At 52.3% G+C, this 26210-nt stretch carries 22 protein-coding genes; all 22 read right to left on the bottom strand.

Translation table 11 applies throughout. The annotated features are described in order from the left end of the window. Nucleotides 1-12: 12 nt before the first annotated feature. The 22 genes from AABZ39_09570 to AABZ39_09465 all read right to left on the bottom strand — a co-directional run bounded on the left by AABZ39_09570 (nucleotide 13) and on the right by AABZ39_09465 (nucleotide 26143). The gene (locus AABZ39_09570; protein ID MEK6795014.1) at nucleotides 13-726 is read right to left on the bottom strand and encodes a glycosyltransferase family 2 protein; all 714 of its coding nucleotides are present in this window, start codon (nucleotides 724-726) and stop codon (nucleotides 13-15) included. Beyond that, nucleotides 723-1973 (bottom strand): DegT/DnrJ/EryC1/StrS family aminotransferase, encoded by a 1251-nt coding sequence (locus AABZ39_09565; protein ID MEK6795013.1) that lies wholly within the window; start codon nucleotides 1971-1973, stop codon nucleotides 723-725. Before AABZ39_09565 ends, AABZ39_09570 begins: the two co-directional genes overlap by 4 nt. A gap of 37 nt (nucleotides 1974-2010) precedes the next feature. Then, nucleotides 2011-3441: a glycosyltransferase gene (locus tag AABZ39_09560; GenBank protein MEK6795012.1), complete on the bottom strand. Its 1431-nt coding sequence runs from the start codon at nucleotides 3439-3441 to the stop codon at nucleotides 2011-2013. After that, entirely contained in the window at nucleotides 3431-4372 is a 942-nt protein-coding gene (locus AABZ39_09555) for a GDP-mannose 4,6-dehydratase (GenBank protein MEK6795011.1), read from the bottom strand. The genes AABZ39_09560 and AABZ39_09555 overlap by 11 nt, the downstream gene beginning before the upstream one ends. Beyond that, nucleotides 4369-5607 (bottom strand): class I SAM-dependent methyltransferase, encoded by a 1239-nt coding sequence (locus AABZ39_09550; GenBank protein MEK6795010.1) that lies wholly within the window; start codon nucleotides 5605-5607, stop codon nucleotides 4369-4371. The genes AABZ39_09555 and AABZ39_09550 overlap by 4 nt, the downstream gene beginning before the upstream one ends. A gap of 190 nt (nucleotides 5608-5797) precedes the next feature. Beyond that, nucleotides 5798-7171 (bottom strand): hypothetical protein, encoded by a 1374-nt coding sequence (locus AABZ39_09545; GenBank protein MEK6795009.1) that lies wholly within the window; start codon nucleotides 7169-7171, stop codon nucleotides 5798-5800. After that, complete coding sequence (locus AABZ39_09540) at nucleotides 7168-7563, bottom strand: DUF2304 family protein (GenBank protein MEK6795008.1); 396 nt, start codon at nucleotides 7561-7563, stop codon at nucleotides 7168-7170. Before AABZ39_09540 ends, AABZ39_09545 begins: the two co-directional genes overlap by 4 nt. Continuing rightward, nucleotides 7560-8282 (bottom strand): glycosyltransferase family 2 protein, encoded by a 723-nt coding sequence (locus AABZ39_09535; GenBank protein MEK6795007.1) that lies wholly within the window; start codon nucleotides 8280-8282, stop codon nucleotides 7560-7562. Before AABZ39_09535 ends, AABZ39_09540 begins: the two co-directional genes overlap by 4 nt. A 1-nt stretch (nucleotide 8283) precedes the next feature. Then, entirely contained in the window at nucleotides 8284-9099 is an 816-nt protein-coding gene (locus AABZ39_09530; GenBank protein ID MEK6795006.1) for a glycosyltransferase, read from the bottom strand. A gap of 79 nt (nucleotides 9100-9178) precedes the next feature. Beyond that, nucleotides 9179-11350: a hypothetical protein gene (locus AABZ39_09525; GenBank protein MEK6795005.1), complete on the bottom strand. Its 2172-nt coding sequence runs from the start codon at nucleotides 11348-11350 to the stop codon at nucleotides 9179-9181. A 7-nt stretch (nucleotides 11351-11357) separates the two neighbouring features. Continuing rightward, nucleotides 11358-12524, bottom strand: coding sequence for a UDP-N-acetylglucosamine 2-epimerase (non-hydrolyzing) (gene wecB, locus AABZ39_09520; GenBank protein ID MEK6795004.1), 1167 nt, complete (start codon nucleotides 12522-12524; stop codon nucleotides 11358-11360). Nucleotides 12525-12539: 15 nt separating this feature from the next. Then, complete coding sequence (locus AABZ39_09515; protein MEK6795003.1) at nucleotides 12540-13481, bottom strand: GDP-L-fucose synthase; 942 nt, start codon at nucleotides 13479-13481, stop codon at nucleotides 12540-12542. A 19-nt stretch (nucleotides 13482-13500) separates the two neighbouring features. After that, nucleotides 13501-14919: a glycosyltransferase gene (locus tag AABZ39_09510; GenBank protein ID MEK6795002.1), complete on the bottom strand. Its 1419-nt coding sequence runs from the start codon at nucleotides 14917-14919 to the stop codon at nucleotides 13501-13503. 77 nt (nucleotides 14920-14996) lie between these two features. Then, nucleotides 14997-16187, bottom strand: coding sequence for a glycosyltransferase family 4 protein (locus AABZ39_09505; protein MEK6795001.1), 1191 nt, complete (start codon nucleotides 16185-16187; stop codon nucleotides 14997-14999). A gap of 5 nt (nucleotides 16188-16192) precedes the next feature. After that, the gene (locus tag AABZ39_09500; GenBank protein MEK6795000.1) at nucleotides 16193-17839 is read right to left on the bottom strand and encodes a glycosyltransferase family 39 protein; all 1647 of its coding nucleotides are present in this window, start codon (nucleotides 17837-17839) and stop codon (nucleotides 16193-16195) included. A gap of 109 nt (nucleotides 17840-17948) precedes the next feature. Beyond that, a complete protein-coding gene (locus AABZ39_09495; GenBank protein ID MEK6794999.1) occupies nucleotides 17949-19802 on the bottom strand; it encodes a glycosyltransferase family 87 protein in 1854 nt (617 codons plus the stop codon). Next, on the bottom strand, nucleotides 19799-21625 hold the full coding sequence (locus AABZ39_09490) for a glycosyltransferase family 87 protein (protein ID MEK6794998.1): 1827 nt from the start codon (nucleotides 21623-21625) through the stop codon (nucleotides 19799-19801). Before AABZ39_09490 ends, AABZ39_09495 begins: the two co-directional genes overlap by 4 nt. 2 nt (nucleotides 21626-21627) lie before the next feature. Continuing rightward, nucleotides 21628-22446, bottom strand: a complete 819-nt coding sequence (locus tag AABZ39_09485) for a class I SAM-dependent methyltransferase (GenBank protein MEK6794997.1) — start codon at nucleotides 22444-22446, stop codon at nucleotides 21628-21630. A 1-nt stretch (nucleotide 22447) separates the two neighbouring features. Then, the gene (locus tag AABZ39_09480) at nucleotides 22448-23542 is read right to left on the bottom strand and encodes a DegT/DnrJ/EryC1/StrS family aminotransferase (GenBank protein ID MEK6794996.1); all 1095 of its coding nucleotides are present in this window, start codon (nucleotides 23540-23542) and stop codon (nucleotides 22448-22450) included. Between the two features lies 1 nt (nucleotide 23543). Further along, entirely contained in the window at nucleotides 23544-24149 is a 606-nt protein-coding gene (locus AABZ39_09475) for a GNAT family N-acetyltransferase (protein MEK6794995.1), read from the bottom strand. Nucleotides 24150-24178: 29 nt separating this feature from the next. Continuing rightward, complete coding sequence (locus AABZ39_09470) at nucleotides 24179-24889, bottom strand: glycosyltransferase family 2 protein (GenBank protein MEK6794994.1); 711 nt, start codon at nucleotides 24887-24889, stop codon at nucleotides 24179-24181. A 6-nt stretch (nucleotides 24890-24895) separates the two neighbouring features. Further along, a complete protein-coding gene (locus tag AABZ39_09465) occupies nucleotides 24896-26143 on the bottom strand; it encodes a class I SAM-dependent methyltransferase (GenBank protein MEK6794993.1) in 1248 nt (415 codons plus the stop codon). Between the last annotated feature and the right edge of the window lie 67 nt (nucleotides 26144-26210).

Below are 26210 nucleotides of genomic sequence, written 5' to 3'. Positions count from 1 at the left end.
CGGGAACGGCGGTCAGCGCTTTTTCGTGAATATCTCGGAAAAAAGCAGTTTCAGGAACGCTATGCCGGTCGGTATGCTCTTCGCATAGCTTTCCCCGCCTATGCGCGGCCCCTCATGTGTGGGGAATTCCGCGATGCGTAGCCTCGCCTTCATAGCCCGTATCGTCATCTGATATTCTATCGTATACCCGCGCCCGTCGGGCTTGAGCGTATCGAACACGGCACGGCGTATCATGCGGTAGCCGTTGATGCTGTCGGTGATGAATCTTCCGCTCCTGTTGAAGAGCGCGTTCGCCATGAGATTGAACGCATTGTTCGCCCACTTGCGCATCTTTATCGGCTGATCGTCCTCTTCGTTGTGTGCGCCTTTCATCATGCGCGATGCAATGACCATGTCATAGCTTCCGTCCGCATACGGCAGGAATTTCAGAATGTCGGCGGGGTCCTCATTACCGTCGGGGCTGAAGAAGATGATGTACTCCGCCTTGGTGCGTTCTGCTGCGATGCGAAACGCCTCGCCCCGCCCGCGCGATGTCTGGGAATAGACCTTTATTCTGTGCTTCTGGAATAACGCAAGCGTCCCGTCAGTAGAACCGCCGTCAACAGCGAAAACTTCGGTGAATGATGAGAACGGTATATGCTCGACAAGCGCGGTCATTCCGTCGATCTCGTTCCTTGTAAGTATGACAAGCGCAACTCTATTTTGTTTTCGGTTCTTCACCGTCATTGCCAGCGTCCATTGTTCGACAGCTTTCGAAATACATCAACAACGTGATCAAGATCATCCTGTTTCAAGTATTGATGGCAGCCGATATAAAAACCGTTCTCGCCGATATAGTCCGAATCGGGGACTTTTCCCTTATATCGGTCGCGATATGCCGCATACGCTGGCTGCTGTGTCGGTACCGACCCAAAAAGAGGGCGGCTTTCTATTCCGTTCTTTTCCAGATGGTCTCGCACCGTCTTCCTTGATACGATGCTGGTGTCCTTTACGACAAGCGGATAGGCAAGGTAACTTACCTCGGCACTGAATCGCGGCAGACGTATCACCGGTTCAAGGAATGACAGCCCGTTGTTCAGATAACTTACGTTCTTAAGCCGCGTATCGAAGATCTCATCCGCACGGGCAAGCTGTGTGAGCGCAAGCGCCGTCTGCAGGTCCATGGTCTTGAAATTGAACGATATGTAGCTATGCATGAATCGCGGATCATTATCGGAATTCGGATCGGGATCCCGATGCGGACATACCCCCTGCCGCCGAGTACAGACATTACAGTCGCACATGCGACCGTTCGCTTTTAATTGTCGGGCGAGCCGCGCGAACCCATCGTCATTCGTCATAAGCGCGCCCATCTCACCGGCTTGTATATTATGCGCTATATAGAACGAGTATACGGACATATCAGAAAGGGACCCGACAACATGGCCGTGATATTTCGTACCGTGCGCCTGTGCTGCATCCTCAACGACAAAAAGTGAGCACTGCCGGGCGATCTCATTTATCGCATCCATATCCGCCGGGTATCCCATCAGGTGAACCGGTACAATACCGGCGATGTTGTCAGCACCGTGTTCCTGTATCGCTGCTTCAATATGCCCTGGGGTGCAGACAAGGTCGACCGGGTCCACATCGACGAATATCGGCTCAAACCCGGTCAGGACTTGTGCATTGGATGTTGCTACGTATCCAAGCGCAGGAACTATCACTTTCTTCCCGCGGACCGCTTTTGGGTATCGTCCGGAATATTGAAGTGTCAGGCTCGCGAGCACTAATGCACTTGTTCCCGAATTCACTGCGACACCGGTTTTTGTACCGATATATTTTGCGAATTTGCGCTCGAATTCAAAGGTCTTCACGTGTTCTGAAATGCGGTTTGAATTGAGCACCTCAAGGACTGCATCCCGTTCAATATCGCCGATGATGAAATCACCGACAGAAACCGTGCGCCGTTGACTCTGTTCTGATAGTCCCATTATTTCACCACTCCGCCTTTGCAATGCATGTATTCGCTCACATTTTCTCCGCAACAATGACAGCATAGGTGAACATATCACGCAAGCCGAACGAATATCGCATGACGCGATACCCCGCCTTTTCCATGAGGGCGAACGCATGCTTTTTCGAACGTATCCTCGATATTTCATCGGGGTGGAATTTCACGTTCTTTTTCCGCAAAAGGCCTTTCACGAAGAACGATAGTATCTTGAAGAATATAACGCTCATCCCGAATTCCGGGGGCCAGAAAAGCACGACACGCCCCTTCGGCTTGAGAACGCGCGAAAATTCCTTTAATATTTTTGCTATATCGCTTTCGGTAAAATGTTCCATCACGCCGAGATTATATATACCGTCCATCGATGCGTTCTTGAGCGGCATATCGAAAATGCTCCCATGCACCATCGAAGCCTTCCCATGATGTATCGTGTTGTAGATGCTGAGCGCGGCGGGAGAGATATCGAGCGCGGTAACGGAAACCATGTCCACCACTTTTGTATCGACCTGCCCGCTCCCACAGCCGGCATGGAGCACCGTTGACCCGCGGATAAAATACTTTCTGATGAAATGGTTGAGCGAATTGATGATGATCACTTTGCGATAGAACGCCGCTATGGCATCGTAGACAAGGCGCCCCGTCGTTTTCTGCTGCGCCCAATAAGCATCCCAATCCTCGCGTACAGGAATACGAGGGTTTATCTTCATGAAAGGCTTCCCGACCAGGAATCGTTCATGATTTACCAGCGTATTGACGAATATCGAGAACAGGAAGCTGAAACTTTTCCACGCATCCCGCAGTTTCATCTTTGAATGCCCGTAGGTCCTGGCGGGAAGCGCTATGGGCACCTCGACGATCTTGAATTTGTTGAAATGCAGGATGTAGAGACTTTCATAGAAGAACGAGTAGCCGCGTGAACTTACAGCACCGAAGAGATGCCGCGGGATAACGGTCAGATCGTACAGGCGGAAAGCCCCTGTCGCATCGTACGGGAGCCGCAGAAAGAACGCGGTCAACAGATGCCCCGTATGCGTCAGCACCTTCCTGAGAAGATTCCATCCCTGAAGACTTTTCTTCTGACTGTATCTCGTTCCGACCACGACCGATGCCTTTTTTCCTGCCTGAATGAATGCGGGAATGTCCGACGGGCGATGGGTGAAATCGCAGTCCATAGTGATAAGCGCTCTATATCCTTGATCGTATGCATACGCAATGCCGTCCTGATGCGCGCTCCCTATGCCGAGCTTTCCCGCGCGATGCATGACCTTGATCGACCTGTCCTTCTTCGCTATCGTGTCGAGGACCGCCCCGGTACCGTCGGGGGAATTATCATCAATGAAAAAGATGTCCGCCTTCACTGGCAGTGCTCGCAACTCAGCGGCAAGTGTTCCGACGTTCTCCCGCTCATTGTACGTCGGGATCATGATGAGAATTCTTTTATTTTTCAATCAATTCATCCTGTGCTTCAACTAATATCCTTACCATTTCAGTGAACGATACCGTCGGTTTCCAGCCCGTCATTCGCCGCAATTTCGATGCATTGCCGGCAACGGCACGGCGGCGGCGTGTAACGACATCGGCCTTCTCGCGCACATGCTTTTCCCATGAAAGTCCGAGATGCCCGAACGCGATCCGTGCGAATTCTCGTACAGTATGCGTTTTCCCCGTTGCAATGATGAAATCATCCGGCTTTGCGAGCGAAAGTATGCGCCATGCTGCATCGACATAGTCCGGCGCATAACCCCAGTCGACCGCGGCATTAAGATCACCGACAATCAATGTATCCTGCTCTCCTCTTTTTATATTCACTGCCGCGCTCACTATTTTTTTTGATATGAACTTCTCCCCGCGATATGGTGACTCATGGTTAAAGAATATCCCGACGGATGCGAACACATTGCAGGTGTTGCGATAGAAACGGCAAAGCGATCTGCCGTCCCACTTCGTTATCCCGTATACCGTTGAAGGTTCACAAGGGCTCGATTCTTTCTGTGTCGAATCTGTATCACTGCTATACAATAATGATGATGCCGCATAGAACATGCGCGAATGCTTCGTCCGCCGCATTGCATCGAGGAAATTCACGAGCCCGAACACATTGATGCGATAGCTTTCCGCGATGAGCACGCTCGGCTCAATAGGCTCATCCTCGGACGAATGATGATATGCTGCGAAATAATATATCTCGTCGAACGATATCGCATCAAGAAGTCCGTGCACTGCAGCGGCATCGGAAATATCGATGGGTGTATCGTAAGCAATGCCGTGTGATTCAACGTGACCGACATCGATGCCGATAACGGCATAGCCCTTGTCACGGAGCATGTCGGAAAGCAATTTCCCGTCCTGGCCCCTGCAGCCGACGATAAGAGCCGTCATTGCACGATCTCTATCTTCGGCAGCGGGAATACCAGTCGCCCGCCGGCGGCGAGATACGCCGATTCACGCTCGATGATGGTGTTCCTGAAATGCCACGGAAATACCATGAAATAATCCGGCTTCTGTGCGCGCGCATCCGCCTCGGACACGATGGGTATCTTCGTGCCGGGGGTCACGCTCCCGAATTTATTCTCGTTCACCTCGGCTATGCACGGGAGATACTTTTCCGTGAGTCCGCAATACTGCAATATGACATTCCCTTTGGTCGATGCGCCGTAGCCTATCACTTTCTTCCCGGCACGTTTTGCCTCTGTGAAGAAAGCGAGCAATTCATCGCGATGCTTCACTATCGCATCAGCGAAAGCCTTGTAGGGCTCAAGGGTATCGAGCATTTTCTCGCGCTCCGCGTCCATCGCTGCACCGACGGACGAAGCAACGGCAAAGGACGATGCCTCCTTCGCTGCGGTGACGGAAAAACTACCGCCGTTGACCGCATTGAATTCGACATCAATGATCTTCATCCCGGTCTTTTTCATCATCCATTCTATCTGCGTGAGCGCGTAGTATTCCAAATGCTCGTGGCACACCGTGTCGTATGACCGCATGGCGAGCATGGTGGGCATATAACTCTGCTCGAACACCCACACACCGTCGTCGGCAAGCCGGTCATGTATCGCACGAACGAAGGCGAGCGGATCCTCGAGATCATAGAACATCGATATCGATGTTATCACCTTCGCTTTCCTCCCGCCGATGGCGTCAGAAAGCTGCTTCGAAGGGAAAAAGTCGGGGATGAGACGGATATGTTCAGGATAGTATTTTTTGAACTTGACGCCGGTAGGGTCTACGCCGACAAGCTCAGCCGTTCTCGGGTATGCCTGGAGGAGCGTGCTGTCATTGCTACCGATATCTATGACAAGGTCGCCGTCCGCAAGTGCGACCTGTGAAAGAATACGCTCCACCTTTGCATGGAGATGCGCCACCATCGACTTGTTGAGCCCGGAGCGATAGCCGTAATTATCGCCGTACAGTGTCGGAAGATGATAATTGTGCGCGAGCTGCACGAGCCCGCAGCCGTCCATGCATTTGACGAGAGAAAGCGGACCAGCGGGAACCTCATCGTTCCTGCTCTTCGGGAAGATACCGGTAAGCGCCTGGGTGCCAAGTTCAAGGATGGGGGCCAATTGCTTATTCCCGCATATCCGACACGATGATATCTCAGTATATAGTTTCACATATGTTCCTTACTACAGCGTAATGCAAATGCTACGGGATCAATCCATACTGCGTGCTGTATCTTCAATAGAACACTCGAACCCGGATCAGACCGACATCGAGAATTTATCATGAATACACGCATATCTCAATAGCTGACACCGCTTCTGCACAACTTCGAACACCCAGTCCCATGCTGAAAGCGAAGGTTCAAGGGGAAATGACCACGGGGGTCTCAGCCCCATGCCATCCCGTCGGATGCGCACGAACGATCACGGTCACCGGCTTTGTCAGTGCCTTCATACGCTTCGCATTGAGAGCAGCCTGCACTTGCTGTGCCTGTGCGGGCCAGTGCAGATCGAGCCGCTTATGGGTGACCCACCATGACATGGAATTCACGACCAGCAGTATGACCGCTATAGTGATCATTATCCGTCCGGCACGATTCTTCTCCGTATGCCGGAATGCGGCAAGCCACCAGAGAAGCACGGCTATTGATGGCAGGAACGAGTACCTCGTCCCCCAGTAGGTATATCCGTATTCGCGTATGATCATACCGTTTCGCACCAATGCTACCACCGAGAATGTCGCTATCGTACCGCAATAGATGGCAAGCCACAGCCAGAATTCAGCACTGCGATAGGGCTTCATTTTTTTCGCCCAGTACACGCATGCCCCTGAGATGATCATCGTGAATGGCCAAAATACAAAGTCAGGCGTACGCATGAACCATTCAGTGATATTCCTGCCGAAGAACGGCAGATAGAACAGCCGAACAAAAAAATTATCGAAGAACACACGGAATACGGCGTTCATGTTCTTCAAGCTCAAGTGTCCCGTTGTTGCGGTCTTACCGGCAGGATCGACGACACCGAGGAAATTGATGACCATGACTGTAGCAACAATGCCGATGATGATGAGATATCGCGGCCGTCGTGTGACGATCAGGAGCAGAAGTGCTGCCGGCAGGAAAAGGAACAGCTGTCCGGCGGAGAAAGCGAGTATGGTGAAAAAGAATATCTTCACCGCCCCGGGCTTCCGCGGATATTCCACCATCAGGAGCACAGCGAGCATGGTTGAGACCGTCGTGAGGTTGGCGAAGTTGAGCAGTACTTCCGCAGTGCCGGGCGCCATGGCGAGCAGCATACATACCGCGATACGGCCGGAACGTGATGGTATGACGAACGAGAAACCATCGCGGGAAAAATAGCCCATCGTTATTATCGCGAGAATATAGCAGGCGAACGCATAGATATACGGCGCAGCGATGACGGGGAAAAATGTCGCTGCGTATCCGATAAGGCGCGGAATGAACATGTGGTACCCCCACACCGGCGTGATGATGCTCAGGGGCCCTAGTTCATATGCACCTTTGAATATCTCGGTCAGGTCCTCGGCCCAGAACTCAGCACGCAGGAGCGGTGTTGAATACTGGAGAAAGATGACGGCCGCTGTAAGAAGATACGGCAATGATCGTATTACGATCGAATCGCGTGACATCCGCGAAAGATCATATTGATCGACCCATTGCAGCAGCCGGCGGAACATATCGTTCAACGATATGAAGAGCGATCCTAACTTCATTGTCTTCCTGTCCTTCGCCGAAATGGCTTTTTCTGTTCCGTGATGTTCTCGACCGATAATTTCAACAGGGCGATCTCCTGCGCGAGCTTTTTGTTCTCGGATGACAGCTTTGATATGACTATCGAGAATTGGATCAATATCAAGAGGAGTGCGGCGACGAGAAAGAGGAGCAGCGCTGCGGGCGGATAGGCGATGCCGACCGCGAATGATATCTGCTCCAAGCCTCGGCGCCAGAACGAAAGAACTGCGAAGAACACTCCGGCAGCAAGCCACAATATCCCATACGCTTCTTTGATCCGTTTCCTCCGTATCAGTTCGATAACGAATAAAAGAAAAACAGCACTGGCAGCTATGCTGATATATTGTATTCGCTCGATATGAACCGTATTCACTTTTTCCACCTCACTCGGGGCCGAAGCGCCGTCATTGCTATCGCAAGCAGCACTTTGACCATATAGTAGAACGACCTCAACCCGCTGATCGATGATATCCCCTGTGCCCGCTCACGCATCTGGGTAAACACCTCGACGATACGAAAGCGGTTCTTCGCGAGAAGCACGACGGTCTCCGGCTCGGGGAAATCGCTTGGATAGTGTTCAGCAAGAAAATCGATCGCATCCCTGTTGTATGCGCGGAACCCCGACGTGCAATCCGTGATGTTCACGCCGGCCGCAAGGAAATTCGCCAGCTGCAGGATACGTATGCCGATGCGTCTCGCTGCCGTCGATTTGAATCCCGGAAGCCGCGAGAGGAATCGCGAGCCGATGACGGCATCCGCCTTCCCTTCGATGAGCGGCTTGAGCACGGTCACGATCTCATCGCCGCGATGCTGCCCATCGCCGTCGAATTGGAACGCAAAGTCATATCCGGAACGCTTCGCATAGAGAAGGCCTGTCTGCAGTGCCCCGCCGATGCCGAGATTGACCGGGAGATCGGCCACCAATGCCCCTCCGGCTGCCCGTGCCGCGGCCGATGTACGGTCTTTCGATCCGTCATTGATCACGATAACATCGATGTCAAAAGTCGCCTGCCCGATATCACGAAGCGTCCGAGCAATACTTTTTTCTTCGTTGAACGCCGGCACCATAGCGAGAACTCTTGGTTTTGCCATATCATGCCCTCTTGTTCGATGCGTAGCTGAGTGAATACAGTGAACGGATCATGTCCGCGATGACGGGCGGCAATGCACGTGAAAAAAGCCGCGCGTCCTCGTCCTGCCTCCGTTTCCCGGCAATGCCTGATGATGTCTCCGACCGTGCATGTATGCGATGCCACATGAGCACGCGAGGTACGCGAACGAACGCCCCGTTGACATCTGCGAGCCTGAGCCACGCGTCCCAATCCAAGTTAATGGAAAAATCACGTGAGAACGAGAACGAGCTCAATTGCGCCCGATGGTACGTGACCGCAGGGCACGGTATCGGTGAACCGAATGACAGGAGCAGGCGCTTCAGCCAGACCCACGCTATTCGGCCGGTGGCGAAGAACGGGAGCAGCAATATCCTCTTAATCATTAAATTGATATTTCTTGGGATATGAGCATCCCCGCAGATCTCGCCATAATCCGTGAAGCCGATGAGCGAGTCGTCATGTCGGTCCATGGCATCACAGAGCATTCGCGCATATTCCGGTTCATAGATATCGTCCTGATGGGCAAGCGTTACATAAGGGCTTTTCGTCTGTTTGAACGCAAAATTCCAATCGTCAGCGATAACGGAGCGTTGCCTGTTCACCGCTAACCGCAGTCCATATGCTTTCGAGATCTTCTTCTGATACAGGGACGGAGTCCCCGTACTTAATATCACCGTGCTCCTTTCACTTTGAGCCGCAAGTGAATCGAGACATGCCGGAAGATGCGGCGAATCCTTATGCAGCAATACTACGAACGAATGGCGCCCGTGCTGTGATAACCGATTGTCCTTATGCATCGAAATTCATGATACACGTGAAAATATATTTTTTCAATGATCCCCGCCGCTGAAGCAAATGCGTCCGGTGCCGTTCATGCTACCACAGCTCGATAAAACGTGACTTCCCGGATGCAAAAATGACATGTCGTGACAGAACGCCATTGTCGTTCTTCAGGACATGGGCCGCGGAACTATCGCTCGGCATGAACATATATTTGATGTTGTTCTTTTTCAGCCAAGCCAGATCATAGTTTGCCGCAACTGCCCGCGCATAATTGTTGAACGAATACTCCCTGCTGCCCTGAAAGAAAAAAAAGGCGACAGGGAACACATCATAGAACGGTATTATCCATGCACCGCCGACAGGGAACAGCCACTGCTCGCGGCCGACCTGCCGCATTTCGTTGGGTACAATGATCTTCGGTGTATCCTTGAACGTGATCTTTTTCCCAACGGACGATCGATATCGACCGTATTCCTTCTCGATCGCGCGTATAACGGCAAGATCATCCATCGTGACTGTTCCGATGCCGCCCTGCACAAAGGCACGCGGGTATACAGAGAACTGGCGCCCGGGAGAGGCGATCACAATACCGACCGCTATCCAGCATCCGATAAAAACAAGAAGACCGGCGATGCGGAAGCGCTCGAATGCGAATGAACACAGCCAGGCAACAGCCGCCCATACAAGCACGTACCCGTATTGCTGCGCGCTGAAAACGGTATACGGGAATAACAGGAACGATTCTCCGCGCGGATCGATGACGCTCGCGATCCCGATAGCAACGACCGAGACAGAGGCGACCACTGCCGCTGCAATTGCATAGAGCATGAGTATCGACCGGAGCGCTGCCGATTTTCGATATCGTATCAATACAAAAATGAACATCGCCGAGAGCAGCGAGAGGAAAGCGATCGCCTGCCATTCCTTATAAACGTTAAAAAAGAGCGATATCCGCTGTGAAGAAAAGAACGATATCGCACTTGCGATGAACTGTCCTGCCAGGTTCGAGGTGTGCACTGACAGGACCGCTTCTGCATGCCCAAGGGACGGGCTGGAATGATCATGCGAAATGTATCGTCCTATCATATTCGGGTCAGCGAACACGATGAGGAAGCAGAGGAGCGCGAGCAGTGATCGCGGGATATGTCCCCATGCTCGTTCGGCGATAACCCGGTACAGCATGGCACCGGCGACGAGAATGACCGGAATGAACACCAACGCCGGATTGAAAAGGAAAAGCAGGGCCGCAGTCATGCAGGCGATGATCGACGATACAAAATAACCGCGCGCATACGTTCGTGTCAGTATCGAGTAGACGAAACTTATGACAATGCCGACGAATGCCAGTGCGCTTATGCGTGCTGTGCCTTCGAGATAGGGGTGAGTGATATGATACCCATGGGGCAGAAGAAAAAAGAACAGCACGGCAATGAAAAACATCCGAACGAATTGACGGGGCTTGCTCATGCTGCTCTTGTCATTCATAAGAATATGAGCGCCTGTCATTTCGAACATGAGAAGCACGGCGATCACTGCCTGCACCATCGGCTGCATCGCGACGATGTTGCGCACATCGACACCGGAAAGCATATGCCATACGTAATTAAGAACGGCAAAGCCGGCTGGATATGCGAAATTCCTGTCCCCCCATTGGAATTGACCGAAGTACGGCAGCGTATGGAACCGGGATATCTGCTTCGCCCAGAATGCATGCTGGTTCGGATCGCTCGACATCATTACCAGCCGCGGCAATTCATAGAATGACAGGAGCAGTATCGTAATGAACAGGAAGAACAGCAATGACGAATATGCGCTCACATTGCTTTTCACGTGCTCCCGCAAGCGCCGGAACGAATTCTCCCTGTATTCGAATGCAGCCAGTACAGCAATGATCAGTATCACATCGGCTATCGTTATCGGAATGACGAACGGGATGAGCGCGTTCAAAAGCGAGCGGGCATATACGTAGAGTATCAGGAGCATCTGGGCTGATGCAATGCCATGTATCAAGGAAACCCGAAAACCGGAGAACCATATCGACGATATGCGAAATTGCATCAGTATGCCGAGAAACGCAAGCAGAACGATGGCACCGAGGAAGCGGAACGTAGAGGCGAATGCAATGAGGATGTGCGTCGGCAGGAATTGCAACCGATCGCCGTAGATCCCGAACAATATTTCATCCGGCAATGTGCCAGCGACGATACAAACAGCAATAGCCGCTGATAATCCAAGCAGGATGACAATGATCGAACGCCGCTTCATCGCATACCTAATTTGCATGCGAATGCATTATTGCAACGATCCGCTCGCTCGCCTTCCCGTCCCCGTACGGATTTATCGAGCTTGCCATTCTGTCATATGCTGCGCGGTCATTGAGGAGCGTTGTGCACTCACTCACTATCTTCTTTCGATCAGTGCCGACGAGCTTCGCCGTGCCCGCTTCCACGCCTTCCATCCGTTCAGTGACATCGCGCATGACGAGCACCGGTTTCCCGAGCGACGGTGCCTCTTCCTGTATACCGCCGGAGTCGGTGATGACAAGGCATGAACGGTCCATGAGCCAGATGAGATGCGGATAATCAAGCGGTTCTATGAGATGTATGTTCTGAATGCCGGCGAGAATGCGATTGACCGGTTCTCGTACATTGGGGTTCAAATGTACCGGATACACGATGGCGATATCGGGGAACCGTTCAGCGATATCCTTGGTCGCGTTACAGAGGTCCTCGAACGGCGCACCAAAACTTTCGCGGCGATGTCCGGTAAGGAGTATCACTCGCTGCGTATCATTGAGGAAATCGAAACGCTTCGCGTATTTCCCCTTCCCCTGCTTCTTGATCAGCTCAAGCCCGAGAAAAAGCGCATCGATGACCGTGTTCTGGACCACATGCACGTTCTCGGTTATCCCCTCGCGGGCCAGATTGACCTTTGCCTGTTCTGTGGGTGCAAAATGATAAGTCGAAAGATGCCCGGCAAGGATACGATTCCCCTCTTCCGGGAACGGCGAATACATATTCCCGCTCCGCAGACCGGCCTCGACGTGGCACACCTTCACTTTCCGGTAGTATCCTGCGAGCGCACCCACGAATGCAGTGGTCGTATCACCCTGGACAAAGATATGGTCAGGAAGCCACTCATCAAGTACGCGGGCAAGACCGGCAAGCGCCTTTGCTGTGATATCAAAAAGTGTTTGATCGGGCTTCATGAGATCGAGGTCAAAATCCGGTCTTATATCGAAGAAATTCAAGACCTGATCGAGCATTTCGCGGTGCTGTGCGGTCACGCAGACCTTGGTTTCAAAGCGATCGGGATGCGCGAGGAATGCCCTGATGAGCGGCGCCATTTTTATCGCTTCGGGACGTGTGCCGAAAACGAACAGGATCTTTTTTGACTCCGCAATCATTACTGCCGACGACACGGTACGAGCAGGATTCATATGCTGCTCGCGGGATTATTCTTTGATCCTGCCATCTTTTTTGAGCTTCCTGTACTCGTCGATCGTTCTTGTAATACCCTCTTCTAACGAGATCGCGGGGGCGAATCCGAGCCCTGTCATGCGGCTTGTGTCGAGACATTTCCGGGGCATACCGTCCGGCTTTGAGGTATCCCATTCGATCTTCCCTTTGAACCCGGTGAGCCGCTTCATCTTCTCTGCCAGCTCTCGTATGGTCACATCGCTTCCCCATCCGGTGTTCAGGAACGTGTCGCCGTCATACGAACGCATGACGAATAACGCCGCACGTGCGCAGTCGTCAACATGCATGAATTCCCTTCGCGCATTCCCCGATCCCCAGACGGTCACGGAACCGCTGTTCTGGTCGCAAGCGTCTACGAATTTCCTGACGAGCGCCGACAGCACATGCGAATGCTCAAGATCATAACTGTCATTCGTTCCGTAAAGGTTGCACGGCATGAGCGCAACACCTTTGAACGCGTATTCACGCCGGTAATACTCAACAAGTTTGAGCCCGGCAATCTTCGCGAGCGCGTATCCTTCATTCGTCGGCTCAAGCCGTCCGGTCAGAAGATACTCCTCCTTTATGGGCTGAGGACATTCGCGGGGGTATATGCATGAACTCCCGAGGAAGCAGAGCTTTTTGGCCCCGATATCGTAGGAAGATCTGATGATATTGTTCTGTATCATGAGATTGTTGTAAAGGAATTCAACGGGGTATCGTGAATTGGCGATGATTCCCCCGACGGTCGCCGCGGCAAGAAACACATGGTCAGGTGTTTCCTCTTGAAAGAAATTTTTTACCGCAGCAGTGTCCGTCAGATCGAGCGCTGCATGCGTACGCACGATTATGTTCGATGCTCCTTCCTTCCGAAGAAGACGGACGATGGCGGACCCCACCATGCCTGAATGACCGGCTACATATATCTTCGCGTTCATATCCATACCGTTTTCCCGATCAGACGAATTTTATCTTGTTCATTGCAAAAAGCACCATTCTGAAGAGGAGCAGGCCGTGACGGAAGCGTGATATGTTGGTGCTCCCGTAGGTCCGCGCCTGATATCGAATGGGGACTTCCACGATCTTAAGGTTGAGTTTTGATGCGCCGAATATGAGATCGAAGTCGCCGAATGGGTCAAAGTCGCCGAAATAGGATCGGTTCGCGACGAGTGCATCCCAGTTCTTCTTTGAAAGGACCTTTGTTCCGCACAGTGTATCCTTCATGCGCTGGCCAAGGAGCCAGGTGAACATCACGGAAAAGAATTTATTCGCAAGCATGTTGAGAAAGCGCATCGCCTCTTTTTCCATCGGGTACACGAGGCGTGTCCCGTTGATGTATTCGCCCCTTCCGTTCGCGATCGCTTCATAGAACTTCGGAAGGTCCTCCGGCGGCACGGTGAGATCGGCATCGAGTATCATGAGAATATCGCCTTTCGCCAGCGCGAATCCCTTGCGCACGGCATCGCCCTTGCCTTTGCCGTCCTGCACAGCGAACGATATGTTGCGGCGTTTGTGCTTTTTCGCGACACGCTCGATCTCCGCGAGCGTACCATCTCTGGAATGCCCCTCGATAAAAATGATCTCAGTGCGCGAGCCCATGTCCGGTGTCCGTATCACGGCGTTCTCAATGTTCCCTTTCTCGTTCCGCGCAGGGATAATGACGCTGACCGACGGTTTCTTTCGATCGGCGCCGGTCATCCGCGCGATGAGATATCCCGTTATGCATAATCGGTTGAATCCGGGCAGGTATGCGAGGAAACGATTCGCGAACCACGACACGAGCGGGAAGAATTTCGGAATAAGGAAACGCCGCCCCTTCTTCACCACATCGTACCCTTCAAGATACAGGATATTCTGGATGTCTTCGAGGTTAAGCCAGTTCAACCGCGGCGGAGACATCTTTAGGTGAAGGAATTCGGCAAATTGCAGTACGGGCTGCCAGATGAAATTGTGATAGGTGATGATGATACGTGTCGAATCGGTGCACGCCGAGCGGAGCGCACGCATGGTCTTCTGTACATCCTCAAGATAGCCGATGGTGTCAGAAATGATGATATAGTCGAACGATTCCCGGGACGACAATTCCTCGGCATCAAGCTCCATGAAGCGCAAATGTGGATACTTCTTCTTCGCGATACGTATCATGCCCGGAGAAATATCCACACCGACACCGTACGAAGGCTTGACAGCGTCGAGTATCTGCCCGGTCCCGCAGCCGATCTCAAGCACCCTGCTGCCTTCCGGTATCGAATAGCGGAGAAAACGGATAAGGTCCCGGTAATAATAACGGTTCCGCTTCTCCCACCGCTCGCGGCCCGATGAAAGCATGTCCATACGGCGGATCATCTGCTTTTTTAATTCGCTTCTCAGTTTCATGCGAGATGTACTATATCGCATGGAATGGAAAATGTCCATATTCCCTGATAGTGTAGTCTAGCCGCGAATGCGTTCAATTATCGGATAATGTTGCGTATCCGCTGCGCAAAAAGGATGACACACTTGACGATCGCGGTCATAGATCGTAACGGTGCAGCGAAGGCTTTTTTGCGAAGCGTATACACTATACCGTATATGCCGGTCGGGGCGGGGATCGATGACTCAGCGATCGTATCGAGCATCGATATGAATATATGATCGAACTTCTGCTGCGGTCTCTTTTTCCTGCGATAAAGATCTTCCAGAATGTCGATCGTATCGTCCCACTTCATCTGGGATGCAGTCTTACTGCCGTTCGATCTGAGCTTCTCAAGGAGATCGCGGTCGTCGATAAGCCGCTTGATCTGCCTGCGGGCCGCTGCACTGTCACCAAGTGCAACGGTAAGCGCATTATACCCGTCGACGATATACTCATCATACCCGGTCACCCGCGTCGTCACCGCTGTCCCGCCGCATGCCATCATCTCGAGCGGCGGTCCGAAAAATCCTTCCACCGTGCTCATCTTAAGCAGAACATCGCAGGATGAATAGATACGGTTCATGTGGTAAAACGGCACCCGTTCAAAGAACCGGTCATAGCGATGCCAGAACCGCGGTAATCCCGATGAACTTACATACCATACCTCGACCGGAAGACCGTTCACAGCGCGGAACGAATCATCCACGCCTTTGTAGGGTACCGTACATGGCCCTTCGATGAGAACGCGAAGTCGTTTGCCGCGTGGTGCGAGCGGCGCAACAGGATGCATGATCTTTTCATTGAGCGCATTCGGCGCATAGACCGCTTTCTGCCGATACGCATCCTTAAGCCAGGTGCGTATCCATTTCGCTTCGGTAAGGTATTCATACGGCAGCCGATAACTGTATGCTGCAAGCCTTGACGGAAGCGACTGCGGCGGGGAAAAACGGCTTTCATCGCTCTGGACAAAATAAACATACCTGCGCGCACGAAGCGAAAGACGATGTATCGAATACGCCGTCTGCCACCCCGTTGCAACGAGCACATCGGTGCTTTTCGGGTATCGCCCGCTCCAGTGATACACGGGGACTTTATTGCCGCTGAACCAATCGAGGTTCCCCTGTGCACCCATGTTGATGATGAAGGTCTCAATGCCGCGTGCGCGGAGCCTGTTGGCATGCTCAAGCACGACAATAACGCCGCCGGTAATGCTTACCGTCGGCACTGCATAACAGACTGTCACCTGCATACTGCTCAATTCTTTGCCGTTCTTCGATAAAGAACGATACGCGGCCCGAAAGAGAGTTCGTACCGCTTTTCAAACCGATAGGGGATTTCGCCGTTATCCGCCGCGCGTCTCACTGTCGCATTCATCGCGTTGAGGAACGGAGTAAGATCGCCCGAGTTGTCAAGGAAGAGGATGAAGGACGGTTTGAATTCGTTTATTCGCCGGAACGTGTTCGCCGCGTTCTTCTCGCCGTAGCCAAGCGATGTGAAATAGATCGGGCTGTCGTACTGACGGGATGCTGCGTAATACGATAGCGTATTCGCGCTCACGGCGATATGCTCGACAGCAACGATGACATAGGGAGAAGCGTTCTGCATGCGCTGTGCCCCGCGATATACATGCTCGACCACATCCCGAATATGCCAATCCCGCCGATCGGGAGTGTGAAGATAAAAAGCGTTGTAGTACTGCGGGATAAAGAACGACTTACGGACAAGGTCTACTGCCGGCAGGGTAAGAACAAGCGCTGCGACAGCAAGGAAGAACACATGATGCATGCGCGGCAGGAACGCCGTAAATCCGGCACCGATAAGAATGGCGAATGCCGGCATGAGCGGCACTACATAGCGGATCTCCTTATTCCTGCCCGACATGAATACAATGTCCGTTACAAGCCACAGAAGAAGGAGCGCCACGCCGGCAAGCGGCACGGCATCCTTCTTCTTTCGCCGGAGAATGATGGCCGCGCTGAGCGCAATAACAGCGAGCAAGCCGAGAACAACGTAGTAATAAGAGATGACGTATGCTCCGATCGTCGTGAAATAGGCCGCGAGCGTACTGAGCGCAAATACCTTTTCGCTTCCGTAGTCATTGGCGACCACACCGTAGCTTGTTGAGAACGTATAGGGGAACGTAGTCTTGAAATTCCGTACATACCATACGGCGGCGATACAAAAGGAAATGGCGCCTATCTTGACCATCTCAATGATGAATGCGCGGTCTATGAATTTCTTCTCCCCTCGCCATCGCGATACAAGCGCCCACAGACAGGGCAGGCCTACATACAGCGGAAAGGTTATTTTTGTCAGCATCCCGAGCCCGAAGAGAATACCGAGCGCGGTGTTGTATCCCCGTTTTGTGAAATTATCGCTCCTGATGAGAAAGAGCACGAAGAGCGACACCATTGCTGCAAGCGCGTATTCCATGAAGAACTGTCTGCTCAGCGCGTACACCATCGGCATTGTCTGAATGACGAGCGCGGCGATGAAACCAGCGCGTTCGCCGAAATAATGTTCGCCGATACGGAACACCGAATGCGTAAGGATGAGCATGAACATGAAATTGACGCACATCGCGGCGAGCTGATGATTGCCGAATATAAGATAGAACGGCAATGGCAGCGCCGTGAGAAGCGGGGCTTTGATGCCGCCTAAGGCCTTTGTGAATGCGATAAAACACCCGAATATGCCGTCCTTGACAAGCGCGCTGTAAAGACGCTGCGAGGTTTCCAAATACCATGCCTGATCGAACGGCGGCGGTGTCATGTCCGCACGTAACCAGACAAAATTTATAATTATCAATATCCCTGTCACTGCAAGCGATAACCAGTAATATGGAGCTGCTGAAAGACGCTCATATGCGATTGCAATGATCGACTCGCGTTTTTTGGGCATCGCTATGCTCCTCATGATAATCTTCGTAATATCGGGCACTGTACTGAAAGATTATATCCGAAGCGAGGGAAATATTCTACTATCGCAGAGGCGATCAATTGCCTTGTTCTTATTTCTTCCCAGATGTCGAAACTTCAATACCATTGCTTCCGGCATATACAAAATTGCTTTGAGAAAGCCGAGCAAGATCAATTTGTCCGATATTGACAGCCGTTCCATATTGCTTAAAACAGCTCAGGTCCGCGAACGCAGCAGTGATATCGACCACCCCAGGCGAGAGCGATATCGTCTTCCGGAACACCGCACATTTTCCGCTCGGGAAGAGCGGCGTTATGATATCCGGGAATCCTGCGGCGCTTATCGTTATCGGCTTGGCAGTTTTTGCTCCATACGTTCCGTTCACCGAAAGAAGACAATGCTTCGGGATCGGCCGCTTTATATCAATGAGCACATCGATGTCATAATTGGTGGGCCGGTTCATACGTACGATGCAGCCGGCAAGCGATATCTCATCACTTATAGGACGCGACGTTCCGAAAGCGGCGCGCGCGATCCGGTATCGTTCATTCCCGGATGACACAGCGATAGCTGCGAAGAACGAAACTGAAAGGACAACGAGGAGCATCACAGCGGCGGCTATCTGCTTCGGTCGGTTGAACCATACGCCAATGCGCTTCCCCCATGAAAAGCGGTCATGAATGATATTCCATGCGAAGCGAGCTATAAAAAGCACGGTGCAGATGAAGAGAAGCACCGCAACGCGCCGTTCGACAAGCGGTTCAATCGGGTTCGGCGGTATCACCGAAAGCGGGAGATGCGCGATGAGCGAATACGGGATACGTGCGACGGTCTCGTTATAGATAGGCGCCATCACCAGAAGTGCCGCGAAATAGAGAACAAGCCAGCGGCGATAGGGTGTCCCTTTCGGCAATTCCATGAAATAGAACGGCAGAAGGAAGAAGAACACGAGCAATACGAGCTTATAATTGAACGACCAGTTCGCAAGAAGGTTCATAATAACGGTAAGCACGGCCAATTCTATGACTACATGCTTGTCCCGTTCTTTCGTGAACCACATGCTCACCGTATATCCTGCGACAAGGGCTATGGATAAGAGACGCGTGATGAGCAGTGCTGCATCAAAGTTTCCGTTCTGAAATCCGAGGACGAGATAGAGCAGCGCATGGTCCACTTCCTGACCCATATATGTTCCCGTGTTCACGGAAAGCATCATCGATGCCCACGCGATCCAGTTCTGCGGGCCTGTTACAATGACGACCACGATGCCGATGAGCGCTGCGTAGAGCATCGTTCTCCAGTCGCGGCGGACAAGGAAGATGAGCACGAATATCGCCGGGGTGAGCTTGAAACCGGCGGCGAGGACGAAAAAGACCGCAGCGAGGACACGGTTCTTTCGTATGAAATAGCTGTAAAGGAATATGCTCACGAAGAGGAGCGTCATCGTATCCGTCTGCCCGCGCTCGATATGGAAATAAAAGAACGATGCCGAAGCATTGAGCGCCGTGAGGAACACTGCCGCCATTATCTTTCGGCGCACGAACTGCACCGCAAAGAAAATACCCGTAAGCGTGCACAATACACTGAGCACATGCCATATCTCGCGGCTCAACGCGAACGAGAACGGGAGCGTGATGGGGATGTAGAGGATCGGATGCAGCGGCGGGTAGGACAGATGCCCTTCGCTGTATATTCGTGCGAACGCCGGGCTGTAGGGCGATACCCCCTTGACGAAGCGATGCAGATAATCGTAGGTCACCTGAAAATCGATATTGCGCGGCGAGAGCGGTATCCAGTCCAGGTATTTCCACGGCACATCGACGAAACGCGATATGATATGCGGGATGGCAGCATAGAAAATAATGGCGAAGAAAGCGGCGAACGCCAGAAAGGTCATCAACCGCTTGTCATTGATCGCATTGCGGAAAGCGCGCACGAACATCATCTCTTGTGCACCGGCTGTAGCGCATTCGTATGGATCGCCCCAAGATCGATACGGCCGAGCGGAGCTTCCGTACCGAATCGATTGCCTGAGCTCAGATCGAAAAACCCGACGATTACGTTCTGCACGCACGGAGTGAGCTGCACCGTTTTCCTGATCACGGTATACCGTCCCCTCGGCCAGAACATCGTCACCGCATCGGGATAGAAATTCATGCCCTGCACATTGCCGCTGCCGTCCGCCCAGCGCCCGTGTAAGAATATCGCCCAATGACGCCGCATCGGTCTTGTTAATCGATAGATGATCTCAAATTCATAATTGATGCCATGCATGCGCTGCACGGTATATCCGCATACAGCAACACCATCCGCAATGCTCTTTTCGACACCGAAAGCGGCTATTGCCGTTCGGTACCGCTGTGCTTCATCTTTATATCGGAGAGCGAAGTGCACAGCACCGGCAACGATAGCACACGCAAATATAGCGATGCCGGAGATCAGTGCAGGCCGCTTCAATCGTTCTATCCACGCACCAAGACCGCGTTCGCGCAGGAGCGATGCGCCGGCTAGCACGATCATATAGAGAACGAGAAGCACAAGAACGATCGCAACGCGGCGCTCAACGATGGTCTGCAGCGGGTTCGGCAGCATGAACTGCAGCGGCGTGATAAGGGCGATGAACGAATAGGGGAGACGTGCGTATGTCTCGTTGTACAATGGGGTGATGAGCAGAAAACAGAGAAAGAGGAATCCATAGTGATATTTGCTCGAGCGCTCACCGATATCCTCGGTCTGTAAGACATGGAACGGGAGCAGGAAAAGAAAGGCAAGCGTTATCAATTTATAATTTGCAGCCCATGGCGGCATCATATCGACGATGACCGAGATGACGGCTATCTCCAGGAGTGCAGTCGCCCGCTTGTCCTTTTTCAGGGCAGTAAGGGCTATAATGACCGCGAAAAGCAGGAGGGGTATGCCTTTTGCGGCAAGCCCTGCAAGGCCGGGAGCGCTGCTCAAAAGACCGTTCATGAGATAGGTGAATGAATGATCGACCTCATGGCCGATCTGAATGCCGCTCGTGAATGAAATGAGGCTTGTTCCCCATGCGACCCAATTCTGCCAGCCGGTGGCGAATACGATAATGAAGAAAAAGAGTGCAGACCACAGAATGACTTTTATATCCTTTCGGACAAGAAAGAAAACGATGAACACCGCCGGGAAAAGTTTTACACATGCCGCGAGCGTAAAGAACAGGGCCGTGAGTATCGTGTTCTTGCGTACCAGATAGCAGTAGAGGAACACCGATGTCAGGAACAGGATGAGCACATCTGTCTGCCCGCGTTCAAGGGTGAATTGCATGAACGTCGATGATAGATAAAGAAAAACGAGGAATACGAACGCCAGCCAGCGATGGGCGACGATGCGTGATGCGAACCACAGGGAAAGGACCGTGAGGAGGACGATGATCACCCGCCATGCTGCATAGCTCGATGAGAACGTGAACGGCATGACGATCGGCACGAAGATGAGCGCATGGAGCGGCGGATAGGAAAGATGCCCCTCGGAATATATCTTTGTGAACGCCTTGTCGTATATCGTTGTCCCTGAAAGGTAGCGGTGCAGATAATCATAGGTCACCTGATAATCACCGCCGGGGGTGCTCATGGGGAACCAGTCGAGCGATCTATATGCCTTTCCGACGAACGGCGAGAACGCGAGCGGGAACAGAAGTGCTATGATGAAGATCGCCGCGAAGAAGATAAGGGATGCACGCATCTTCCCATTTTCCCGTATGGTCCGTATCGCTCCGGCAAGGAGGGTGCTCATCGTTATTTCGCCTTTGCTTTTCGGATCTCAAAAAAGATGAGACCGCAATCGCAGTCATGCCGGCGCATATCATTTTCAGCCGTCCGTTTGAAAAGCCATGTAAGCGGCACCGCCGTAAGCCGCCGCAGCACTGGAACGAAGAACCATCGTTTGAATATCCTCCTCGAAAGAAATGAACAGATACTGAGCGGCGCAAGCATGTCATTGAGCAGACATATCGCTTTCGAATTATATTCCCGTGTGTCGGCGACTTTAAAGCCGTTCCGTTTGAAAAGCTTTTCCCATCCGGCAGCGTTATAAAAGTGATGATGCTGCCAGAAACGATTGAAAAAGCGGCGATACTTCTCGGCAAGTCCGCGCAGCCGCAGTGCTGAAAGCAAGACATATACCATGCTGTAACGATCGAACATGTCCGTCGGCACGGTGATATACATCCGTCCCCCCGGGGCGAGCAGTCGATTGCATTCCTTCAGCACCCCATCGAGATCGGGAATATGTTCGAGAACACTGTTCGTGAAGATGGTCTTGAAATACCCTTTTGGTTTCGGTACTTTATTCCCAAAACAATGTATATATTCGCGATAGGTGCCGAAACGCTTTGCCCGTGCAAGTTCCACGGCATTCGGATCGATGCCGACATCGATCGTCTCGTCGAAAAGAATATGCGAGAATATCCCGTCGCCGCAGCCGATATCAAGTATTGGCCGGGAAAAATCCTTCTCTCTGAGAATGGCACACTCGAACGAACGCTCAATGACAAGCGGCAATGGAGCCTCGCAGAGGTAGCGATAGAATAGCCGCTGCTTGTTCTTGAATACCATGCTATTTCCTCAGGCCGATAAGTACATCGCAGATATGACCGATCTCTTTTTCCGTCAGCTGCGGAAATGACGGAAGGCTCAATACATGCGCTCCGATCTCCTCGCATATCGGCATAGGTTGCGCTTGATAAAGCGGTAACACGCTGAACGGATAGAATCCTGGTCTCGTTTCAATGTCGGCCGCAAGCAGCGCCTCGATTATCTCGTCACGTGTCCGCTGGAATACTGCCTCATTGACCCTGAGCGCGACAGCCCATATGACCGGATCAACATCGTCCCGGATCGCCTGCAGAATAATGCCGGACTGGTTCGTAAGCCGTTCGCGGTACCACTCATACATCTGTTTCTTTTTCTCTATAATGGTCTTTGCCCGCGCGAGCTGCCCGCAGCCTACCGCCGCCTGCATGTTCGTCACCCGGAAATTGAAACCGACGACATCATGCCAGTAGCGTTTGCCCTTGCGCATCCCATGGTCACGTATCACCCGCATACGTTCATGGACCGCTTTGTCCCGTGAGATCACGAAACCGCCCTCGCCCATGGTGATCGTTTTCGTCGCCTGAAAGCTGAAACAGCCGATATCCCCGATCGTTCCGGCATAACGCCCTTTGTATTTCGAGAATGCCGCTTCAGCATTGTCTTCGATGACAAAAAGCTTGTGCTTCGCTGCGATTTCCATTATCGCATCCATATCACACACATTGCCGTACAGGTGAACAGGGATTATCGCCTTAGTCCGCGGTGTGATCGCACGCTCTATCCGTGTAGGATCGATGCACCAAGTCTCAGGATCAACCTCGACGAATAGCGGTTTCGCCCCGACGGCAATGGCCATATTCCCCGCGGCTACGAAAGTAAATCCCGGAACAATGACCTCGTCTCCCGGCCCGACACCGGCACCGAGCAGTGCAAGCTGAAGCGCCGTTGTACCGTTCGATGTAGTAATGCCGTACGAAGCACCGTGCCAGGTAAGGAATTCATTTTCGAATTGCTCAACGAACGGGCCATGGGATATCCACGTCGAATCGAGCGCTTGTGCAAGGTACTTTTTTTCCTTTTCGAAAAAAAGCGGTTTTGCCCATGGGATCATGCTCATGCTATGCTCTCCTGCCGATAGTGTTCGTATACACGTTCCACACGACACCGTACAGCGTGAACGACTTCGCAAGCGTCATGCCGAGCTTGCGGTAAAAATGGTTCGATCGCTCCATCTCGTTATGCACGGTCACCTTATAGGTCGCAACGCCCCGGCGCTTGAACTCCTCGTCCATCACCGATACCAGCCCGGCGCCTATGCCTTTCGAACGTATCGCTCCGTCGACCGCGATCACCACGAGCTCGGGCTTTATCTCCTCGCCCTCTTTTTCCGAATAGAAAAGCGTTTCCACAAGTTTTCCGATGACCGAAGGATTTCGTACTACACCAAGAAGGATATGCGGCAGGAACCGATACCATCGCCGCACGATCGTCGGGATCATTTTCGTACTGTCAAAACATCCGAGAAGGAAACCAGCAAGCGTCGTTCCCTCATGCGCCGCAGCAATGAACGCATTCCCGTCCTTAAGCAATGCCGTATACAGTTCGCGCAGAAATCCTTTCCCGAAGAACGTAATGAAACTCCGATATGACAGCGCGTCATAGTGCAGCTTCGCCGACTGTGCTACGAACCCGCTTGCGGTGTCGTATATGATTTCATATTCCATAGGTCATTCTGCCTTTCGGTACAGCGGATTCATTGTTCGCGGGGAAATATCCCGAATGCAAGCTTCAATGTTTCAGCGGTGTACTGGATGAGCGTTTTCAGGAATCTGCTGTTCCCGGTGCCGGATTTTCTCCTTCCATTGACCGCAGGGAATTGAAGTATGCTCGCGCCCTCTTCCTGCAGATAATACATGAGACGTATGCAGTAATCCCCGTATCCCCAAAAAACGCGCCCATACGGAATACGTTCGATCACCTTCTTTTTGATCGCCCAGTACCCGTATAAGCTGTCGGTAACGAATTTTCTCGTAACAAGACGTACAAAAATATTGAAAAACCAGCTCGCGACATGCCGGAAACGGCTCTCCATCTTTCCGCCGTAGACGAACCGCGAGGCGGAAACGCAGTCATAATGCTCGAGGTTCATCACCATATGCGGTATGTATCCGGGATCATGATTGAAATCGCTGTCCATTGCGATGAAGATATTCCCGCGTGCGGCTTCAAGCCCGGTCCGAATGGATCTTGCCAGGCTCGGGTCGCGCGGACGGCAGATGGCCTTCACATACGGCAGCCGTTTACTTGTCACAAGGGCGTAGGTCCCATCAGGACTATTATCATCGACCACGATGATCTCGTGCCGGCAGAACGAGAGCTCATGGTGGATCGCCGAGATCAGGGGGAGGATGTTCCCTCGTTCATTATAGCAGGGTACTATCACTGAGACGAATGTGTTCTTCATTCCGCCTCACACCACTTCAATGCGCGGAAGCGGAAATACGAATTTACCGCCTGCTGCGCGGTATGCTGATTCCTTGGCGAGTATATGGTCGCGAAAATGCCATGGCAGCACCATGAAATATTCCGGCTTCATGGCTCGGGCTTCTTTCTCAGAGATGATGGGGATCGCGGTCCCGGGTGTGAATGTACCGAATTTATCCTCATTGACCTCGGCGATGCAGGCTAGATCGCTTGCATTGATGTTACAATACTGAAGCATGACATTCCCTTTCGTCGATGCCCCGTATCCGAATATCTTCTTGCCACTTTTCTTCACGCCATCAAGGAACACGCGCATGTCCTCTCGGTGCTGCACTATCCGTGCGCAGAACGCGTCATACGGGGTGCACGTGGAAAGCCCGCGCTTCTTTTCATCCGCTTCAACGGCGGCGATCGCTGTTGCATTCTCACGGTGCGGCGAGTTCTTTTTTGCCGCCATTACCGAAAAACTTCCGCCGTTCACCGCATTGAATTCGACATCGAGTATCTTCATGCCGGCCTTTGCCGCCATCCATTGTATCTGCTTCAGTGCATAATATTCCAAGTGTTCATGGCAGATGGTATCGTATGAATTCGTGTCGAGCATTGTGGGCATATAGCTCTGCTCGAATAACCACACACCGTCATCCGCAAGATTGTCACGGATGCTTTCTACGAAGACAAGGGGCGATTCAAGATCATAGAACATCGAGATGGATGTGATGATCTTCGCCTTGCGCCCATGATACGCGTCTTTGAACCGCGGCGAAGGAAAAAAATCGGGTATGAGCTTGATATGCGCCGGATAATGATCTTTGAACTTTGCGCCCGTGGGGTCAACGCCGACGAGATCGGCCCCTCCCTTCGGATACGCTTGAAGGAGCGTGCTGTCATTGCTCCCCACATCGACGACAAGGTCCCCCGGGTAGACGGGAACGATGGACAGTATCTTTTTGACCTTCGCGTGCAGATGATCGACCATCGACCGATTAAGCCCCGAGCGATACCCGTAATTCTGGCCGTACAGTTTATCAAGCTGATAATTATGCTTTAGCTGAAGGAGCCCGCATGCGCCGTTCTTTTGTTCGTCGCACTTGACGATGGCAAGCGGCCCGCGCTCGACCGACTCCCCCTGTTTCGGGAATACCCCGGTGAGGTATTGCTCTCCGAGATCCACGACGGGGATCAGTGCTTCATTCCCGCAGATCCTGCATTGTGTGATGGCTTTATAGATCATATCAAATTCATCGCCTTAGCCTGAAATAAGTCAATCACTGAAGCCATATAATATATCAATTGATTGA

It is taken from the genome of Spirochaetota bacterium (genome assembly GCA_038043445.1).
Taxonomy (GTDB): Bacteria; Spirochaetota; Brachyspiria; order Brachyspirales; family JACRPF01; genus JBBTBY01.
Note: the sequence above shows the minus strand (reverse complement) of the source record. Positions and strands in the feature narration are given on the sequence as shown.

Coding starts and splice junctions, on each gene's coding strand:
- AABZ39_09545 (MEK6795009.1), bottom strand. CDS start 7,171: ATGAAGTTAGGATCGCTCTTCATATCGTTGAACGATATGTTCCGCCGG.
- AABZ39_09500 (MEK6795000.1), bottom strand. CDS start 17,839: ATGCCCAAAAAACGCGAGTCGATCATTGCAATCGCATATGAGCGTCTT.
- AABZ39_09525 (MEK6795005.1), bottom strand. CDS start 11,350: ATGAAGCGGCGTTCGATCATTGTCATCCTGCTTGGATTATCAGCGGCT.
- AABZ39_09485 (MEK6794997.1), bottom strand. CDS start 22,446: ATGGTATTCAAGAACAAGCAGCGGCTATTCTATCGCTACCTCTGCGAG.
- AABZ39_09490 (MEK6794998.1), bottom strand. CDS start 21,625: ATGAGCACCCTCCTTGCCGGAGCGATACGGACCATACGGGAAAATGGG.
- AABZ39_09475 (MEK6794995.1), bottom strand. CDS start 24,149: ATGGAATATGAAATCATATACGACACCGCAAGCGGGTTCGTAGCACAG.
- AABZ39_09480 (MEK6794996.1), bottom strand. CDS start 23,542: ATGAGCATGATCCCATGGGCAAAACCGCTTTTTTTCGAAAAGGAAAAA.
- AABZ39_09530 (MEK6795006.1), bottom strand. CDS start 9,099: ATGCATAAGGACAATCGGTTATCACAGCACGGGCGCCATTCGTTCGTA.
- wecB (MEK6795004.1), bottom strand. CDS start 12,524: ATGAATCCTGCTCGTACCGTGTCGTCGGCAGTAATGATTGCGGAGTCA.
- AABZ39_09565 (MEK6795013.1), bottom strand. CDS start 1,973: ATGGGACTATCAGAACAGAGTCAACGGCGCACGGTTTCTGTCGGTGAT.
- AABZ39_09465 (MEK6794993.1), bottom strand. CDS start 26,143: ATGATCTATAAAGCCATCACACAATGCAGGATCTGCGGGAATGAAGCA.
- AABZ39_09555 (MEK6795011.1), bottom strand. CDS start 4,372: ATGACGGCTCTTATCGTCGGCTGCAGGGGCCAGGACGGGAAATTGCTT.
- AABZ39_09535 (MEK6795007.1), bottom strand. CDS start 8,282: ATGGCAAAACCAAGAGTTCTCGCTATGGTGCCGGCGTTCAACGAAGAA.
- AABZ39_09505 (MEK6795001.1), bottom strand. CDS start 16,187: ATGCAGGTGACAGTCTGTTATGCAGTGCCGACGGTAAGCATTACCGGC.
- AABZ39_09510 (MEK6795002.1), bottom strand. CDS start 14,919: ATGAAACTGAGAAGCGAATTAAAAAAGCAGATGATCCGCCGTATGGAC.
- AABZ39_09470 (MEK6794994.1), bottom strand. CDS start 24,889: ATGAAGAACACATTCGTCTCAGTGATAGTACCCTGCTATAATGAACGA.
- AABZ39_09515 (MEK6795003.1), bottom strand. CDS start 13,481: ATGAACGCGAAGATATATGTAGCCGGTCATTCAGGCATGGTGGGGTCC.
- AABZ39_09570 (MEK6795014.1), bottom strand. CDS start 726: ATGACGGTGAAGAACCGAAAACAAAATAGAGTTGCGCTTGTCATACTT.
- AABZ39_09495 (MEK6794999.1), bottom strand. CDS start 19,802: ATGATGTTCGTGCGCGCTTTCCGCAATGCGATCAATGACAAGCGGTTG.